Below are 15159 nucleotides of genomic sequence, written 5' to 3' on the forward strand. Positions count from 1 at the left end.
GCCATCAGGGACTCGAACCCCGAACCCGCTGATTAAGAGTCAGCTGCTCTGCCAATTGAGCTAATGGCGCGCGAGAGAAAACACTAGCAGCCGCAGGCGCGCCGGGAAAATCCGTTCCGCCCGCTCCCGTGTGACGTCGACGACAGCGCCCGACGCCCCGACCGCGCGGCGGGGCCCACGGCCCGGTTCAGAGGTACAGGCCCGTCGGGCCGTCCTCCTCGATCTCCTGGGAGACGGCGTGCACGTCGCGCTCGCGCAGCAGCACGAGGTCCCGGCCCCCGAGCTCGACCTCCGCGCGGTCGTCCGGGTCGAAGAGGACGCGGTCGCCCACCGCCACCTGGCGCACGTGCTCACCAGCGGCGACGACGACGGCCCACGCCAGGCGCTTGGGACCGACCGCCGTCGCGGGGATGACGAGGCCCGCCGAGCTCTGCCGCTCGCTCGCGTCGACCTCCGGGTCGACGAGCAGCCGGTCGTGCAGCATCCGGATCGGGAGGTCGCGGGCCGCCGGCCGGGCGGAGGACGAACGGGGCGAGGAGGTGGAGGGCGCGGACGTCGTCTTGCTCACAGCCACAACGCTACCGGTGCCGCGACGCCTCACCTACGCTCGAACCCACACCCTGGCCGGACCGAAGGAGATCCATGTCCACGCGCCTCACCGTCGGCGACACCGCTCCCGACTTCACCCTGCCCGCCGCCGACGGCAGCACCGTCACGCTCTCCGACCTGCGCGGCAAGCACGTCGTCGTCTACTTCTACCCGGCCGCCGGCACCCCCGGCTGCACGACCGAGGCGTGCGACTTCCGCGACAGCCTCGCCTCGCTCCAGGGCGCGGGGTACTCGGTCGTCGGCGTCTCCCCCGACCCCGTGGACAAGATCGCGGCCTTCGTCGAGGCCGAGCACCTCACGTTCCCGCTCGTCTCCGACGTCGACAAGACGGTCCTCGAGGCCTACGGCGCGTGGGGCGAGAAGAAGCTCTACGGCAAGACGGTCGTCGGCGTCATCCGCTCGACGGTCGTCGTCGACCCGGACGGCAAGGTCGAGCTCGCGCAGTACAACGTCAAGGCGACCGGCCACGTGGCCAAGCTGCGCCGCGACCTGGGCATCGACCCGAAGTAGTCCTCACGCCGAGCGCTGCGTCCACGCGCGAGCGCTGCGTCCCGGGACGCAGCGCCCGACCGGGGACGCAGCGCTCGCGCCGTAGACTGACCACCGCGCGCGAGTGGCGTAACTGGCAGCCGCGCCAGGTTTAGGTCCTGGTGTCCTCGGACGTGCGGGTTCGAGTCCCGCCTCGCGCACCCTGGAGCGACGCCCCGGCTTTCACCCGGCCATCAACTGGACGCCCGTCCAGTTGGGCGGCTAGCCTGACGTCAGAGCCGGTGTCCGCACCATTGCCCCCTGCCGGTGCGGGCACCGGCTTCTTCCGTCGAGGCGCGTCCTGCGCGCGCACGACGGCCTCTGACCGAGACGCGAACGGCCCGGCACCCTCGAGGTGCCGGGCCGTTCGTGTGCGGGGAGGGGGTCAGGCGTCCTGCGCCGGGGTCCCGTCGTTCGCCGCGGCGATCTGGCGACGGACGTCCTCCATGTCGAGGCCCTTGACGGCGTCCACGACCTGCTTGAGCGCCGGAGCGGGGAGCGCGCCCGGCTGAGAGAAGACGAGGATGCCCTCGCGGAAGGCCATGAGCGTCGGGATCGACGTGATGCTCGCCGCCGCGGCCAGGCCGCGCTCGGCCTCGGTGTCGATCTTGCCGTGCACGACGTCCGGGTTCTCCTCCGACGACGCCTCGAACACCGGGGCGAACATCTTGCAGGGTCCGCACCAGTCGGCCCAGAAGTCGACGAGGACGATGTCGTTCTCCGTGATCGTCTGCTCGAAGGTGGACTCGGTGAGCGTCTGCGTGGCCATGGATGATCCTCCTGGGACGGTGGGGGTGTCTGCCTCGTAGAGCAACGATCCTCCCCCACGTATTCCCCTCGCTCCCCGGGCACGGCGCGCGCCCCGGCCCGCCCCGCGCCCGACCAGCCTCTACGCTGCCCCTGTGACGAACGCCACCGCCTCCCCTCGGCTCTCGCGCGCCACGATCGCCGGCTACGCCGCCGGCTCCGTGGGCACCGGGGGCTTCGGCACCCTGCCCGGGCTCGTGCTGCTCGTGTACCTGACCGACGCGCTCGCGGTCCCCGCCGCGGTCGCGGGGCTCATCGTCACCGGGGCGAAGGTCTGGGACGTCGTCATCGACCCGTTCATCGGGTACGGCTCCGACCGCGACCTCGCCCGCACCGGGTCGCGCCGGCGCTTCATGACGATCGGCGCCCTCACGCTGCCCGTCTTCTTCGCGCTGACGTTCGCCGTCCCGGCCGCGGCAGGACCGACCGCCGCGGCGATCTGGGTGCTCGTCGCGTTCCTCCTCGCCGCGACGTCGTTCTCCCTCTTCCAGGTCCCGTACATCGCCCTGCCGGCCGAGCTCGATGCCACCTACGACGGCCGCACGCGGCTGCTCGCGTGGCGCGTCGCGGCGCTCGCGTTCGCGATCCTGCTGTTCGGCGCGGGCGGGCCCGCGCTGCGCGGTGGCAGCGACTCGACCTCGGGCTACCTCGTCATGGGCGTCGTGTCCGGCCTCGTCATCGGCGTCGGCATGCTCGTCGCCACCCGCGTCGCCCCGCGCGCCCCGGGCTCCCGGGACGCCGGCCCGCACGCCGCGACGACGACGTCGCTCGCCCCCACCGCGTCGACGTCGGCCTCGCGTGCGTGGACCCTCGCGGTCCGCGAGGCGTTCGACGCGCTGCGCCGCTCGCGGCCCTTCCGCACTCTGCTCGCCGCGTTCTTTCTCCAGGCGGTCGCCACCGGCCTCATGCTCGCGGGCGCGGCGTACGTCGCCCGGTACGTGCTGCACGACGAGGCCGCGGTGAGCTACCTCTTCGCGGCCCTCATCGCCCCCGCCCTGCTCTGCATGCCCTTGTGGACCCGCCTCGCGCGCCGCGACGGCAAGGAACGCGGGTTCGTCGTCGCCACGGTGCTCTTCGCGGTCGCCGCGCTCGGGATGATCCCGCTGCTGTGGGCGCCCGGTGCCTGGGTGTACGCCCCGACGGCGCTCGCCGGGATCGCGTACGCGGGCATGCAGGCGCTCCCGCTCGCGATGCTCCCGGACGTCATCGCCCACGACGCGCGCACGCACGGCGAGGGCCGCGGCGGGGCGTTCAGCGGCGTCTGGACGGCGGGCGAGACCACGGGCATGGCGCTCGGCGCCGCGGTGCTCTCGCTCGTCCTCGGGGTCACGGGCTACGTGTCGACGCGCGCCGGGGAGACCGTGACGCAGCCGGACGCGGCGGTCGACGGCATCGCCCTGGCGTTCTCGGTCGTCCCCGCGGTCCTCGTGCTGGCAAGCCTCGTTCCGCTCGTACGGTACGGTCTGCGCAAGGGGGACATCGACGAAACAGCACCGGAGCTGCCGCGTGACCACGCCTCCACCGACCGAGCGCACGACTGACCCCTCCGGGGCCACGGCGGGCGACGTCCCGCTGCGCACGGACGGGATCCTCGACCGGCTCGCCGCGCTCCGGGCGGCCGACGCCCCGACGCACGGGGGCCGCGTCCTGTCCTACGTCTACGACCCGGGCCTCGCCGAGCTCGACGAGCTCGCCGCCGCGGCGGCCCGCGCGGTCCAGCCCGTCAACGGCCTCGACCCGACGACGTTCACCTCGGTCGCCGTCATGGAGTCCGAGCTCGTCGCCTTCGCCCGCGCGATGCTCCGCGGGCCGGACGCGGTCGTGGGCTCGGTGACCTCCGGCGGGACCGAGAGCTGCCTCCTCGCGGTGAAGATCGCCCGCGACGCAGCCCGCGCGGCCCGGCCCGGCGTGCGCCCGCGCGTCGTCGCCCCGGTGAGCGTGCACGCCGCCTTCCGCAAGGCCGCGCAGTACCTCGACGTCGACCTCACGCTCGTGCCGGTCGACCCCGCGACCGGGACCCTCGCGGCCGCCGACCTCGTCGCGGAGCTCGACGGCGCGCCCGACGGCGACGAGGTCGCGCTCGTCGTCGTGTCCGCGCCGTCGTACCCGCACGGCGTCGTCGACCCGGTGGCCGAGGTCGCCGCCGCGGCGGCCGCGCGCGGCGTGCCGGTGCACGTGGACGCGTGCGTCGGCGGGTGGGTCCTGCCGTTCTGGGAGGGCGCGGGCGGCGACCCGGTGCCCGCGTTCGACTTCTCCGTGCCGGGCGTGACGAGCATCTCCGCCGACGTGCACAAGTACGGCTACGCGCCCAAGGGGACGTCGGTCCTGCTCGTGCGCGGGCGCGACCGCCAGCGCCGCCAGTTCTTCGCGACCACGGGCTGGCCCGGCTACCCGGTGGTCAACCCGACGACGTCCGGCTCGCGCTCGGCGGCACCGCTCGCGGCGGCCTGGGCCGTGAGCCAGGCCCTCGGCACGGCCGGGTACACGGCCCTCACCGCGCGGTGCGTACGCGCGACCCGGGCCCTGCACGAGGCGATCGACGGGATCGACGGGCTGCGCGTCGTCGGGCGCCCCACCGGTCCCCTGATCGCCGTGGCGTGCGACGAGACGGTGCCGCCGGCGCGGCAGGTCGACCCGCACCTGTGGGCCGACGCCGTCCGGTCGCTCGGCTGGGTCCTCCAGCCCCAGCCGGGGCTCGCGCAGGACGACGGGACCCACCTGCCGCACACGACCCACCTCACGGTCACCCCCGTGACGGAGGCCGGCCTCGGTGGCCTCGGCGCGGCGCTCGTCCAGGGTGCGGACGCCGTGCGCGGCGAGCCGCGTCCCGACGTGAGCGCCGTGCTCGGCGCGCTCGCGGGCGCGTTCGCCCCGGGCGCCGACGGCGCTGCGCCGGAGCCCACCGCCGACGCCGTCTGGGAGGCGCTGCTCGCGGCCCTCGCCGCGGACGGCGGCGAGCGCGGCGGAACGGCCCGCTCCGTCCTGCCCGACCGGCTCGCGCCGCTCATGGCCGTCATGGAGGTGCTGCCCGCGGAGGCGGCGGAACGCGCGCTGGTCGAGATCGTCGCGCGGGTCGCCGAGCCACCCGCCGGTCCCGGTACGCCGTGAGCGGACTCGCCCCGGCGCACCGCACGGGGTAGAACAGTCGCGTGACCGACACCGCCGACTTCGTGCCCGACGACTTCTCCCACGAGAACCCGCAGCCCGCGGGCTGGCTCAGCCCGGAGGAGATCGCGGTCGCGCGCGCACAGCTCCCGCTCGTCTACGTCGACGCCGTCCCGGTGCGGGTCGACGACTCGGGCGACGTCGTCGCCGTCGGGCTCTTGCTGCGCGTCACGCCCGAGGGCATGATGACGCGCGCCCTCGTCTCCGGCCGCGTGATGTTCCACGAGCGCATCCGCGACGCCCTGCTGCGGCACATCGAGAAGGACCTCGGCCCGGTCGCGCTCCCGCAGGTCCCCGCGTCGCCGCAGCCGTTCACGGTGGCCGAGTACTTCCCGACACCGGGCATCACCTCGTACCACGACCCCCGCCAGCACGCGGTGTCGCTCGCGTACGTCGTGCCGGTGACGGGCGACTGCCGCCCGCAGCAGAACGCGCTCGAGCTCGCGTGGCTCACGCCCGAGCAGGCGTGCAGCGACGAGGTGCAGCTCGAGATGCGTGGCGGCCAAGGGGTGCTGCTGCGCCAGGCGATGGCCTACGTCGGCCGCCTGCCGTGACCGGCGCGCCGCGCGTCCCGGCGGCCGGACGAAGGACCGCGGTCGCGCGGGTGCTCCACGCGCTCGTGGCGCTCGCCGCGCTCACGGGCGTCGCCATGGAGCTCGTCATCGCGCTCGTCGACGGGCCCGGCACGGCCCCGAGCCAGGCGGAGCGTCTCGTGCGCCTGTTCTCCTACTTCACGATCCAGTCGAACCTGCTCGTCGGGATCGTCTCGGTCCTCCTCGCGGTGCGGCCCGAGCGCGACGGCCCGGTGCTCCGCGTCGCGCACCTCGACGCGCTGCTGTGCATCGCCGTCACCGGGATCGTCTACAACACCGTCCTGCGCGGCCTCGCCGAGCTGAGCGCCGCCGGCCAGGTCTCGAACCTGCTCCTGCACCTGCTCGCGCCCGTGCTCGCCGTCGCCGCGTGGCTCGTGGTCGGGCCACGCCCCCGGGTGGACGCCGCGACGGTGTGGTGGTCCGTCGTCTACCCCCTCGCGTGGATCGCGTACACGTTCGTCCGGGGCGCTGTCGTGGACTGGTACCCGTACCCGTTCCTCGACGTGGGCGAGCTCGGCCTGGGCCGGGCGCTGGTCAACACGGCGGTCGTCGCGGTCGTCTTCCTCGCGCTGGCGTGGCTCGTGCGCCTCGTCGACGCGCGGCTGCGCCCGGCCCCCTGACGCCTCGCCCACCGGCGGCGAGCGCGGGACCAACGGCCCCCACGCTCCGTCCGCTCGACCCTGGGCCGGGCGTGCCCGCGCCCCGAGGCTGGAGGGAGGGGACCCGTCCGGTCCGGACGGGCGTTCGACGAAGGGGCGCGCCATGGATGCCGCAGTGGTCTACGAGTCGATGTACGGGAACAGCGAACGGGTCGCGCAGGCCGTCGCCGAGGGGCTGAGCGAGACGGTCCGCGTGATGGTGGTCGACGTGACCGACCCCGCCGCGAGCCCCGACGCGCTCCGGCACATGGGCCTCGTGGTCGCCGGAGGCCCGACCCACGCGTTCGGCATGACCCGGCCCACGACGCGTGCTGAGGCCGTGCAGCGCGCGAGCAGCGACGTGTCCGACCGCGCGACGGGTCTGCGCGAGTGGGTCGAGTCCGTCCCGCGCCAGGACGAGACGCGACTGGCCGCGACGTTCGACACGCGCGTCACCAAGGTCAAGTCCCTGCCCGGCTCCGCCGCGCGCGGCGCGGCCAAGGTGCTGCGCCGAGCCGGCTTCCGCCTGGTCGCTCCGCCGGCGTCGTTCTACGTCGGGGACGTCGAGGGGCCGCTCGACGACGGCGAGCTGGACCGCGCGCGGGCGTGGGGCCGCGCGCTGGGCAAGGTGCTGGTGCCCGCTGCGAGCCCGGCCGAGGGCCGCTGAGGGACCGCCCGGCGGGCGGGGCGGACCGCGGGTCGGGGCCGTCGCGGGCGGTGCCGGTCGCGCGGCCGGGGTCAGCGCCCGAGCTCGAGCTGCGGCCAGTCCGCGAGGTCCTCGCGCATGCGCCGGTCGTGCGTCGCGACGACGACGGCCGCGGGCGTGACCCGCAGCGCCTGTGTCAGCTCGTCGACGAGGTCGATCGAGAGGTGGTTGGTCGGCTCGTCGAGGATCAGCACGTGCGGCGCGGCCAGGAGCGCGCGGGCGAGGTCGAACCGGCGCCGCTGCCCCGCGGACAGCTCGCGCAGCGGACGCTCGAGGTCCTCCTCGGTCAGCAGGCCGAGGAACGCGACCGGCACGAGGTGGTCCGGGTCCAGCCGGTTCGTGTCGAGGAGCTCGAGCGCCTCGCGTGCGTACTCGTCGAACCCGGTGCGGTCCTCCGCCTCCGGGGGCAGCGCGGGGCCCTCCTGCGCCACGACCCCGAGCCGCGCGCCGTCCACGACCGACCGCGCACCCCGGTCGAGCGCGACCAGCCCGGCGAGCGCCGCGAGGAACGTCGACTTCCCGCTCCCGTTCGGCCCGGTCACCAGGAGCCGCCCGCTGGGCGGGAGCGCCAGCCGGGTGCCAGGCAGGTCGAGGCGCGCGCCGCCGTCGGGTCCGACGCGCGGGCTGCGCAGCTCGAGCACCGGGTCGCCCGGTTCCCAGCCGGGGGACATCGCGGGGAGCTCGGGGAACACGAGCTGGAGCGGCGGCACCGGGACCTCGACGGCCTCTGCCTCGAGCTGCTGGAGGCGCCGGTCCGCGGCCTTGACGTGGATGCGGGCGCGCGTCGCGCGACGGTGCTTCTGGCTGCCCTTGGGCGGGCGCCACTCGTCGGACAGTCCCTCGTACGAGGCGTCGAGCACCGCGGCGAGCTTCTCCGCGCGCTTCTGCTCGGCACGGAACCGCTGGCGCCACCGGTGCAGCGCCTGGTTCTTGGCGAACCGGTAGGACAGGTAGCCCGGCTGCCCGTAGAGCACCGGCTTCCCGTCCATGGCGGGGTCGAGGTCGAGGATCTCGGTCGCGACGTCGTCGAGGAGCTGGCGGTCGTGCGTGACCATGACCACGCCCCCGCGCCACGCGACGAGCTCGCCGGTGAGGAAGTCGATCCCGCCCGCGTCGAGGTGGTTGGTGGGCTCGTCGAGGAGCAGCAGGTCGGCGCGCTCCGCCAGTCGGCACGCGAGCCGCACGCGGTAGCGCTCGCCGACGGACAGCGTCGCGAGCTCGCGGTCGCGGTCCCGGCACGCGCCGAGGCGGGACAGCGCGACGTCGACGCGGCGGTCCGCGTCCCACACCGCGAGGTGCTCGGCCCGCGCGAGGATCTCCGTGAGCTCGGCGAGGTCGCCGGCCTCGTGGTCGAAGTCCCGCGCCGCCGCCTCGAGCTCCGCGGCGACGGCTCGCAACCCGCTGAGCGTCGCGGCGACGAGCGTGCCGACCGTCTGGCCCGGCTCGATCGCGAGCTCCTGCTCGACGAGCGCGAGCGAGCCCGCGCGGCGGACCTCGCCGCGGCCGGGGGTCAGGTCGCCCGAGAGCACGTGCAGCAGCGTCGACTTGCCCGTGCCGTTCTCCCCCACGACGCCGAGCCGGGTCCCCGCCGCGACGCGCACCCCGACGCCGTCGAGGACGGGTCGTCCGGGGTAGGCGAAGGCGAGGTCGTCGGCGGCGAGATGCACGGGGACTACCTTAGGGGCCGCGGGATCGACCCCCGCGGCGCGAGATCGACCTCCCGAGGGCCGATCTCGACCGTACGGGCAGCTCTCGCGCGCGGGGTACGGTCGGGCGCATGAGCACCGTGCCCTCCGGACCGGCCCAGCCGAGCGTCCCCTCCGCCCCTGCCGCCGCCCCCGGGACGACGCCGGAGCCCTCCACGGGCCGGACCGCGGCCCGGGTCGTGACGCTCGCCGTCGTGCTCGACGTCGTGAGCGTCCTCGCCTTCGCCGCGGGCGGGCGCGCGAGCCACGCCGCGGACAGCCCCCTCACCGCCGTCGCGGGCATCGCGTGGCCGTTCCTCGCCGGCCTCGCGGTCGCGTGGGTCGTGCTGCGCGCGTGGCGACGCCCGCTCGTGCCCTGGCCCGTCGGCGTCGGTGCGTGGACGCTGACCTGGGCCGTCGGCATGGCGCTGCGGGCCGCGACGGGCGAGGGCCTCGCCGTGCCGTTCCTCGTCGTCTCCGCGCTGTTCCTGCTCGCGACGCTCGTCGGCTGGCGTCTCGTCGCCACGCTCGTCGCGCGCCTCCGCGCCCCGAGGTAGAGGCGTGGTCACGCGAGGTAGAGGCATGGTCGCCGACCAGGCCTCTACCTCGCGGGACCGGGCCTCTACCTCGACAAGAGCACGGCCACGATCTCGGGGGCGAGCGCGCGGAACGCCTTGCCCCGGTGGCTCACGGCGTTCTTCTCCACCGGGCTCAGCTCGGCCGCGGAGCGGGCGGGCGCGCCGGCGTCCGGCTGCTCGTCCGGCAGGAGGATCGGGTCGTACCCGAACCCGTTCTCGCCGCGCGGCGCGGTGAGCAGGGTCCCGCGCATCTCGCCGGTGCGCACCACCTCGGTGCCGTCCGGCGTCACGAGCGCCGCCGCGCACACGAAGCCCGCGGCCCGGTGCTCGGCGGGCACGTCGCCGAGCTGGGCGAGCAGGAGCTCGAGGTTCGCGACGTCGTCGCCGTGGCGCCCGGCCCAGCGCGCCGAGAAGATCCCCGGGGCGCCGCCGAGCACGTCGACGGCGAGGCCCGAGTCGTCGGCGACCGCCGGCAAGCCCGTCGCCGCCACGAGCGCGCGTGCCTTGATGAGCGCGTTCTCCGCGAACGTCACGCCGTCCTCGACCGGTTCGGGCGCGCCGACGTCACCGGCACCGACGATCGCCTCGGGCGCGAGCGCGAGGCCCGGGTGCGCGTCGAGCTCCGCGGCCAGGATGGCGCGCAGCTCGGCGATCTTGCCCGGGTTGTGCGTCGCGAGCACGAGGCGGGCGCCGTCGGGCACGACGACGCCCGTCGCCTCGGGCGCGCCGCTCACCGTGCGTCCGCCGCGAGCGCCGCGCGCTGGATCGCGGTGAGGTCGGCGGTGCCCGCGACCGCGAGGTCGAGCAGCGCGTCGAGCTCGGCGCGGTCGAACGGGGCGTGCTCGGCGGTGCCCTGCACCTCGACGAACGTGCCCGAGCCCGTGACCACGACGTTCATGTCCGTCTCGGCCCGCACGTCCTCGACGTACGGGAGGTCGAGCATGGGAGTGCCGTCGATGATCCCGACGCTCACGGCCGCGACGGAGTCCGTCAGGACCGGCTTGCCACCCTTGATGTGCCCGTGCCGCTGGCCCCACGCGACCGCGTCGGCGAGCGCCACGTAGGCCCCCGTGATCGCGGCGGTGCGCGTGCCGCCGTCGGCCTGGAGGACGTCGCAGTCGAGCACGATCGTGTTCTCGCCGAGCGCCGAGACGTCGATGATCGCGCGCAGGGACCGGCCGATGAGGCGCGAGATCTCGTGCGTGCGCCCGCCGATCTTTCCCTTGACCGACTCTCGCTGGCTCCGCTCGTTCGTCGCGCGCGGGAGCATCGCGTACTCGGCCGTGACCCAGCCTTCGCCCGACCCCTTGCGCCAGCGCGGCACGCCCTCCGTGAACGACGCCGCGCACAGCACGCGCGTGCGACCGAACTCGACGAGCACGCTCCCCTCGGCCTGGTCGAGCCAGTGGCGGGTGATGGTCACGGGGCGGAGCTGGTCGGGCGTGCGGCCGTCGGCGCGCAGGCGCGCGCCCGTGTCCGAGGACGATGCGGGGATGGTCATGCCGCCACCCTACCGACCGCCCGGCACCCGTTGAGTGCGGGGTATCCGTCGTCACGACGCCGTGCGCGCGACACATCCCCCGCGCTCAGCGGCTAGAAGTCGAAGACCGCGCCGGTCGTCGCGACGTCGACCTGGCCCGCGTACGACTCGCTGGCCTCCGCGCGCGACCGCTGGGGGTCGTTCCACGCGGGGAGGTGCGTCAGGACCAGCCGGTGCGCGCCGGCCGCCGTCGCGACCTCGCCCGCCCGGCGCCCCGTGAGGTGGATGCCGCGCTCGACGCCGTCGTCGCGGCCCTCGTGGAACGCGGCCTCCGACAGCAGCAGGTCGGCGTCCCGCGCAAGCTCGACGACGCCGTCGCACGCATCGGTGTCGCCCGTGTACGCGAGCACGGCCCGCTCGCCCGGCCGCAGCGACGACGGCCCCGTGACGCGCACGCCGTACGCCTCGACGGGGTGGAACACGCGGTGCGGCTCGAGCGTGAGCGGCCCGACCCGCACGGGCGCGCCCGGCGCCCAGACCCGCACGTCGAGCTCCTCGCTCATCCCGTCGCCCGGCTCGGCCCCGTACGCCGCCTCGATGCGCCCGGCCGTCCCCGACGGACCGAGCACCGTCAGCCGGCTCGGCACCCCGGTCCGGGTCGAGCCGCGCTCGGGGTGGTAGCGCAGGTAGACGTACAGCCCGCAGACGTCGACGAAGTGGTCGGGGTGCAGGTGCGACAGCGCGACGGCGTCGAGGTCGAGCGGGTCGACGAACCGCTGGAGCGCACCCAGCGACCCGTTGCCCAGGTCGAGCACGACGTTCCAGTCGCGCGCCGCGAACCCCGCGGCCGCGGCCTCGGCGGCCGGGACCTGGACAAGGTACGACGACGCGGGCGACTCCGGCCCGGCGAACGACCCCGAGCACCCGACCGTGACGAGGCGCATCAGGCGGCCTCCACGCTGAGCACCTCGGGGCCGAGGAAGCGGCGCGCCAGGTGCTCGAACGGTTCCGCGCTCCCCGTCGCGAGGAAGCGGTGCCGCGGCGTCCCCGCGTCGCGCGAGCGTTCGAGGTCGTGCGCGACGAGCGTGCGGTAGACGTCCTTGGCGGTCTCCTCCGCGCTCGACACGAGCGTGACCTCCTCGCCCATGACGTAGGAGATCGCGCCCGTCAGGAGCGGGTAGTGCGTGCACCCGAGCACGAGCGTGTCGACGCCCGCCGCCTTGACCGGGTCCAGGTAGCGGTGCGCGACCTCCAGCACCTCGGGCCCCGACGTCACGCCCTGCTCGACGAGGGGCACGAAGTCCGGGCACGCCTGGGTCGTGAGGTGCAGTCCCGGAGTGACGGCGAACGCGTCCTCGTAGGACCGCGACGTGATGGTGGCGCGCGTCCCGATGACCCCGATCCGCCCCGAGCGCGTCGCCGCGACCGCGCGGCGCGCCGCCGGGAGGATCACCTCGACGACCGGCAGGCCGTGGCGCTGCGTGTACCGCTCACGGGCGTCGCGCAGGACCGCCGAGGAGGCCGAGTTGCACGCGATGACGAGCATCTTCACGCCGTCGTCGACGAGCTGGTCCATGATCGCCAGCGCCATCGCCCGGACCGCCGCGAGCGGCTTGGGCCCGTAGGGACCGTTCGCGGTGTCCCCGATGTAGAGGAGGGACTCGTTCGGGAGCTGGTCCAGGATCGAGCGCGCGACGGTCAGGCCGCCCACGCCCGAGTCGAAGATCCCGATGGGAGCGTCGTTCACCCGCCCGAGCCTACTGGCGCGCCCGCGCGCGGGGCGCACCGAACCGCGGCTCCCGTCTGTGGCAGCGCCCACAGGGCGGTCGCCGCGCCGGCCCGACGCGCGGGACGACCCTCAGGACCGACCGTCGCGCCCCGCCCGCAGGTCGGCGAGCATGCCGTCCACGAGCGACTCCTGGAGCAGGCCCGTGAGCAGGAAGACGCTCACGAGGAAACGGCGCGGTGCGCCACCCACCTCGCCGTCGTCCGGGCCCTCGTCGCCCTCGCGGTCCAGCTCGTCGTAGAGGCCCTCGACCTGCTCGTCGGTCCGCAGGCCGAGGCGCTCGGCGAGCACGAGGCGGACGTCCGTCAGCGCCCCCGCGACGTCCTCGGCCTCGTCGCGGGCGACGGCGAACGGCGCCACCTCCGCGGGCTCCGAGTCCACGAGCAGGCGCGCCAGCCGCACCAGCCGCCCGACCTTGCGCGCCGCCAGGTCGTCCTGGGTGAACCGCCGGAACTCGGCGGCCACCTCGACGTCGTCCGACGCGTCCGGGAGCAGACGCCGCACGGCCGGGTCCGGCGGCGGCGTCGCGTCCGAGACGTTCCCCCCGGGGACCGGCCCCGTCCAGCCGGGAGGCGACCACGCGTCGTCGGGCCCGGACGGCCCGGGCTCCCCCGGCGCCCGCCCCGGCACGCCCTCCTGGAGCATCTGCGCGACGTCGCCCGCGAGCTGCGCGAGCACGATCCGCTCCGACGGCTCGAGCTCCGCGACGTACCCCTGCGCCTCGGCGCGGAACGGCCTCACTGCTCGCCGTCCTTCTGGAGGGTCGCCCACAGCCCGAACGAGTGCATCGCCTGCACGTCGACCTCCATGCGCTCGCGGTCGCCCGTCGACACGACGGCGCGACCCTCCTGGTGCACCTGCAGCATGAGCTCCTGGGCGCGCTCCGCGGCGTACCCGAAGTAGGACTCGAACACGTACGCGACGTAGCTCATGAGGTTGACCGGGTCGTTCCACACGAGGGTGACCCACGGGCTGTCGGGGAGGACGGTCTCGTCGACCCGCGTCGCCTCCTCGGGCACGGTCACGGACGCCCGCGCGCCGACGGCGCGGGTGAAGATCGGCTGGGGGCTCACGCCACCACTGTATTCGTGGGCCTGTCGACGCCCGTCGTACCCGTCGCTGCCCTACCGTATTCCGCATGAGCCTCGCCGATCCGGGCAGCGTCGCCCACTCCTCGACCGACAGCGCTGCCTCGCCACGACAGGCCGGCCCGGACTCGCAGCGCCCGCCGTTCCAGCCGGTCGCGTCGACCGCGCTCCTCACCGACCGCTACGAGCTGACGATGCTCCAGGCCGCGCTCGCGGACGGCACCGCCGACCGGCACTGCCTCTTCGAGGTCTTCACGCGGCGTCTGCCCCCCGGGCGGCGCTACGGGGTCCTCGCGGGGACCGGGCGCGTCCTCGAGGCGCTCTCGTCGTTCCGCTTCGGAGCCGAGGAGCTCGACTGGCTGCACGCGCAGGCCGTCGTCGACGACCGCACGCTCGAGTTCCTCGCCGGCTACCGGTTCACCGGGACCATCAGCGGGTACGCCGAGGGCGAGGTCTTCTTCCCCCAGTCGCCCGTGATGACCGTCGAGGGCACCTTCGCCGAGGCGGTCCTGCTCGAGACGCTCGTGCTGTCGATCCTCAACTACGACTCCGCCGTCGCGTCGGCCGCGTCCCGCATGACGAGCGCCGCCGTCGAGCGCCCGTGCCTCGAGATGGGCGCGCGGCGCGCGCACGAGCAGGCCGCCGTCGCCGCGGCGCGCGCCGCCGTCGTCGGCGGGTTCGCCGGGACCTCGAACCTCGAGGCGGGACGCCGGTACGGGCTCGCGACCATCGGCACGGCCGCGCACGCCTTCACGCTCCTGCACGACGACGAGGAGTCCGCCTTCGCGTCGCAGGTCGCCTCCCTCGGGGCCGGCACGACCCTGCTCGTCGACACCTACGACGTACGCAAGGGCGTCCAGAACGCGGTCCGCGCCGCCGGCGGCCGGCTCGGCGCCGTCCGCCTCGACTCCGGCGACCTCGGAGTCCTCGCCGTCGAGGTGCGCCGCCAGCTCGACTCGCTCGGCGCGCACGACACGAAGATCACCGTGACGTCCGACCTCGACGAGTACGCCATCGCGTCGCTCGCCGCCGCACCGGTCGACTCGTACGGCGTCGGCACGTCGCTCGTCACCGGCTCCGGCGCGCCGACGTGCGGCATGGTCTACAAGCTCGTCGCCCGCGCCGACTCCTCCGGCGTGCTCCAGCCCGTCGCCAAGGCGTCCACGGCCAAGACCAGCACCGGGGGGCGCAAGGTCGCGGCGCGCCGCTACGACGTCGACGGGCGCGCGATCGAGGAGGTCGTCGTCACCGGCGCCGACCTCCCCGTCCAGGAGTGGGAGCCCGACGACAGCGACCTGCGACCGCTCCAGGTCCCGCTCGTCGTCGACGGCGCGGTCGACTCGCGCTGGGTCGGTTCCTACGGGGTCCAGAACGCCGCGCACCGACACCGCGAGGCCCGCGCCGAGCTGCCCCGCGGCGCGCGCCGCCTCTCCGCCGGCGACCCCGCGATCCCGACGGTCCTGCACACGCTCCCCTGACGCACGGGCCCGGTGTCG

General features: G+C 75.1%; 17 protein-coding genes and 2 tRNA genes. 9 read left to right on the plus strand and 10 right to left on the minus strand.

Annotated features, from left to right (window positions below):
- Both NF338_RS19210 and NF338_RS19215 read right to left on the minus strand, forming a co-directional pair.
- Positions 1 to 70: transfer RNA gene (locus NF338_RS19210), tRNA-Lys, on the minus strand.
- A gap of 117 nt (positions 71 to 187) precedes the next feature.
- A complete protein-coding gene (locus NF338_RS19215) occupies positions 188 to 484 on the minus strand; it encodes a GroES family chaperonin (protein WP_264032279.1) in 297 nt (98 codons plus the stop codon).
- Positions 485 to 642: 158 nt separating this feature from the next.
- Between NF338_RS19215 and bcp the strand changes: the two genes are divergently transcribed.
- Positions 643 to 1119, plus strand: a complete 477-nt coding sequence (gene bcp / locus NF338_RS19220; protein ID WP_087471625.1) for a thioredoxin-dependent thiol peroxidase — start codon at positions 643 to 645, stop codon at positions 1117 to 1119.
- Between the two features lie 97 nt (positions 1120 to 1216).
- Positions 1217 to 1298: transfer RNA gene (locus NF338_RS19225), tRNA-Leu, on the plus strand.
- 224 nt (positions 1299 to 1522) lie between these two features.
- On the opposite strand, the gene trxA is transcribed toward NF338_RS19225, so the two are convergent.
- Positions 1523 to 1906, minus strand: a complete 384-nt coding sequence (gene trxA / locus NF338_RS19230; RefSeq protein WP_264032230.1) for a thioredoxin — start codon at positions 1904 to 1906, stop codon at positions 1523 to 1525.
- 133 nt (positions 1907 to 2039) lie between these two features.
- Here trxA and NF338_RS19235 point away from each other — a divergent pair, with 133 nt between their 5' ends.
- The 5 genes from NF338_RS19235 (at position 2040) to NF338_RS19255 (ending at position 7007) form a co-directional block, all read left to right on the plus strand.
- A complete protein-coding gene (locus tag NF338_RS19235; RefSeq protein WP_264032231.1) occupies positions 2040 to 3485 on the plus strand; it encodes an MFS transporter in 1446 nt (481 codons plus the stop codon).
- On the plus strand, positions 3451 to 5052 hold the full coding sequence (locus tag NF338_RS19240; protein ID WP_264032232.1) for a pyridoxal phosphate-dependent decarboxylase family protein: 1602 nt from the start codon (positions 3451 to 3453) through the stop codon (positions 5050 to 5052). The genes NF338_RS19235 and NF338_RS19240 overlap by 35 nt, the downstream gene beginning before the upstream one ends.
- Positions 5053 to 5093: 41 nt before the next feature.
- A complete protein-coding gene (locus tag NF338_RS19245) occupies positions 5094 to 5663 on the plus strand; it encodes an NUDIX hydrolase family protein (protein WP_087471623.1) in 570 nt (189 codons plus the stop codon).
- Positions 5660 to 6322: a Pr6Pr family membrane protein gene (locus tag NF338_RS19250; protein ID WP_264032233.1), complete on the plus strand. Its 663-nt coding sequence runs from the start codon at positions 5660 to 5662 to the stop codon at positions 6320 to 6322. Before NF338_RS19245 ends, NF338_RS19250 begins: the two co-directional genes overlap by 4 nt.
- A 142-nt stretch (positions 6323 to 6464) precedes the next feature.
- Positions 6465 to 7007, plus strand: coding sequence for a flavodoxin domain-containing protein (locus NF338_RS19255; RefSeq protein ID WP_264032235.1), 543 nt, complete (start codon positions 6465 to 6467; stop codon positions 7005 to 7007).
- 71 nt (positions 7008 to 7078) lie between these two features.
- On the opposite strand, the gene NF338_RS19260 is transcribed toward NF338_RS19255, so the two are convergent.
- Entirely contained in the window at positions 7079 to 8713 is a 1635-nt protein-coding gene (locus tag NF338_RS19260) for an ABC-F family ATP-binding cassette domain-containing protein (RefSeq protein ID WP_264032237.1), read from the minus strand.
- Between the two features lie 110 nt (positions 8714 to 8823).
- Between NF338_RS19260 and NF338_RS19265 the strand changes: the two genes are divergently transcribed.
- Positions 8824 to 9288, plus strand: coding sequence for a DUF3054 domain-containing protein (locus NF338_RS19265; protein WP_264032238.1), 465 nt, complete (start codon positions 8824 to 8826; stop codon positions 9286 to 9288).
- Between the two features lie 65 nt (positions 9289 to 9353).
- On the opposite strand, the gene rdgB is transcribed toward NF338_RS19265, so the two are convergent.
- From rdgB to clpS, 6 genes are all read right to left on the minus strand, one after another.
- Positions 9354 to 10043, minus strand: coding sequence for an RdgB/HAM1 family non-canonical purine NTP pyrophosphatase (gene rdgB / locus NF338_RS19270; RefSeq protein ID WP_264032239.1), 690 nt, complete (start codon positions 10041 to 10043; stop codon positions 9354 to 9356).
- Positions 10040 to 10810, minus strand: coding sequence for a ribonuclease PH (gene rph, locus NF338_RS19275; RefSeq protein ID WP_264032240.1), 771 nt, complete (start codon positions 10808 to 10810; stop codon positions 10040 to 10042). The genes rdgB and rph overlap by 4 nt, the downstream gene beginning before the upstream one ends.
- 92 nt (positions 10811 to 10902) lie before the next feature.
- Positions 10903 to 11733 (minus strand): MBL fold metallo-hydrolase, encoded by an 831-nt coding sequence (locus tag NF338_RS19280; RefSeq protein ID WP_264032241.1) that lies wholly within the window; start codon positions 11731 to 11733, stop codon positions 10903 to 10905.
- The gene (murI, locus tag NF338_RS19285; protein WP_264032242.1) at positions 11733 to 12536 is read right to left on the minus strand and encodes a glutamate racemase; all 804 of its coding nucleotides are present in this window, start codon (positions 12534 to 12536) and stop codon (positions 11733 to 11735) included. Before murI ends, NF338_RS19280 begins: the two co-directional genes overlap by 1 nt.
- A gap of 111 nt (positions 12537 to 12647) precedes the next feature.
- Positions 12648 to 13316: a DUF2017 domain-containing protein gene (locus tag NF338_RS19290; RefSeq protein WP_264032243.1), complete on the minus strand. Its 669-nt coding sequence runs from the start codon at positions 13314 to 13316 to the stop codon at positions 12648 to 12650.
- On the minus strand, positions 13313 to 13600 hold the full coding sequence (gene clpS, locus NF338_RS19295) for an ATP-dependent Clp protease adapter ClpS (protein WP_087472876.1): 288 nt from the start codon (positions 13598 to 13600) through the stop codon (positions 13313 to 13315). The genes NF338_RS19290 and clpS overlap by 4 nt, the downstream gene beginning before the upstream one ends.
- 113 nt (positions 13601 to 13713) lie before the next feature.
- Here clpS and NF338_RS19300 point away from each other — a divergent pair, with 113 nt between their 5' ends.
- Positions 13714 to 15141, plus strand: a complete 1428-nt coding sequence (locus NF338_RS19300) for a nicotinate phosphoribosyltransferase (RefSeq protein ID WP_264032244.1) — start codon at positions 13714 to 13716, stop codon at positions 15139 to 15141.
- The last annotated feature ends 18 nt before the right edge of the window (positions 15142 to 15159 follow it).

The organism is Cellulosimicrobium sp. SH8 (assembly GCF_025818875.1).
Classification (GTDB): domain Bacteria; phylum Actinomycetota; class Actinomycetes; order Actinomycetales; family Cellulomonadaceae; genus Cellulosimicrobium; species Cellulosimicrobium cellulans_D.

Excerpts from the sequence above, each read along its gene's own strand:
- NF338_RS19215 (WP_264032279.1), bottom strand. The coding sequence starts at position 484 with ATGCTGCACGACCGGCTGCTCGTCGACCCGGAGGTCGACGCGAGCGAG.
- bcp (WP_087471625.1), top strand. The coding sequence starts at position 643 with ATGTCCACGCGCCTCACCGTCGGCGACACCGCTCCCGACTTCACCCTG.
- trxA (WP_264032230.1), bottom strand. The coding sequence starts at position 1,906 with ATGGCCACGCAGACGCTCACCGAGTCCACCTTCGAGCAGACGATCACG.
- NF338_RS19255 (WP_264032235.1), top strand. The coding sequence starts at position 6,465 with ATGGATGCCGCAGTGGTCTACGAGTCGATGTACGGGAACAGCGAACGG.
- NF338_RS19265 (WP_264032238.1), top strand. The coding sequence starts at position 8,824 with ATGAGCACCGTGCCCTCCGGACCGGCCCAGCCGAGCGTCCCCTCCGCC.
- rph (WP_264032240.1), bottom strand. The coding sequence starts at position 10,810 with ATGACCATCCCCGCATCGTCCTCGGACACGGGCGCGCGCCTGCGCGCC.
- NF338_RS19280 (WP_264032241.1), bottom strand. The coding sequence starts at position 11,733 with ATGCGCCTCGTCACGGTCGGGTGCTCGGGGTCGTTCGCCGGGCCGGAG.
- NF338_RS19300 (WP_264032244.1), top strand. The coding sequence starts at position 13,714 with ATGAGCCTCGCCGATCCGGGCAGCGTCGCCCACTCCTCGACCGACAGC.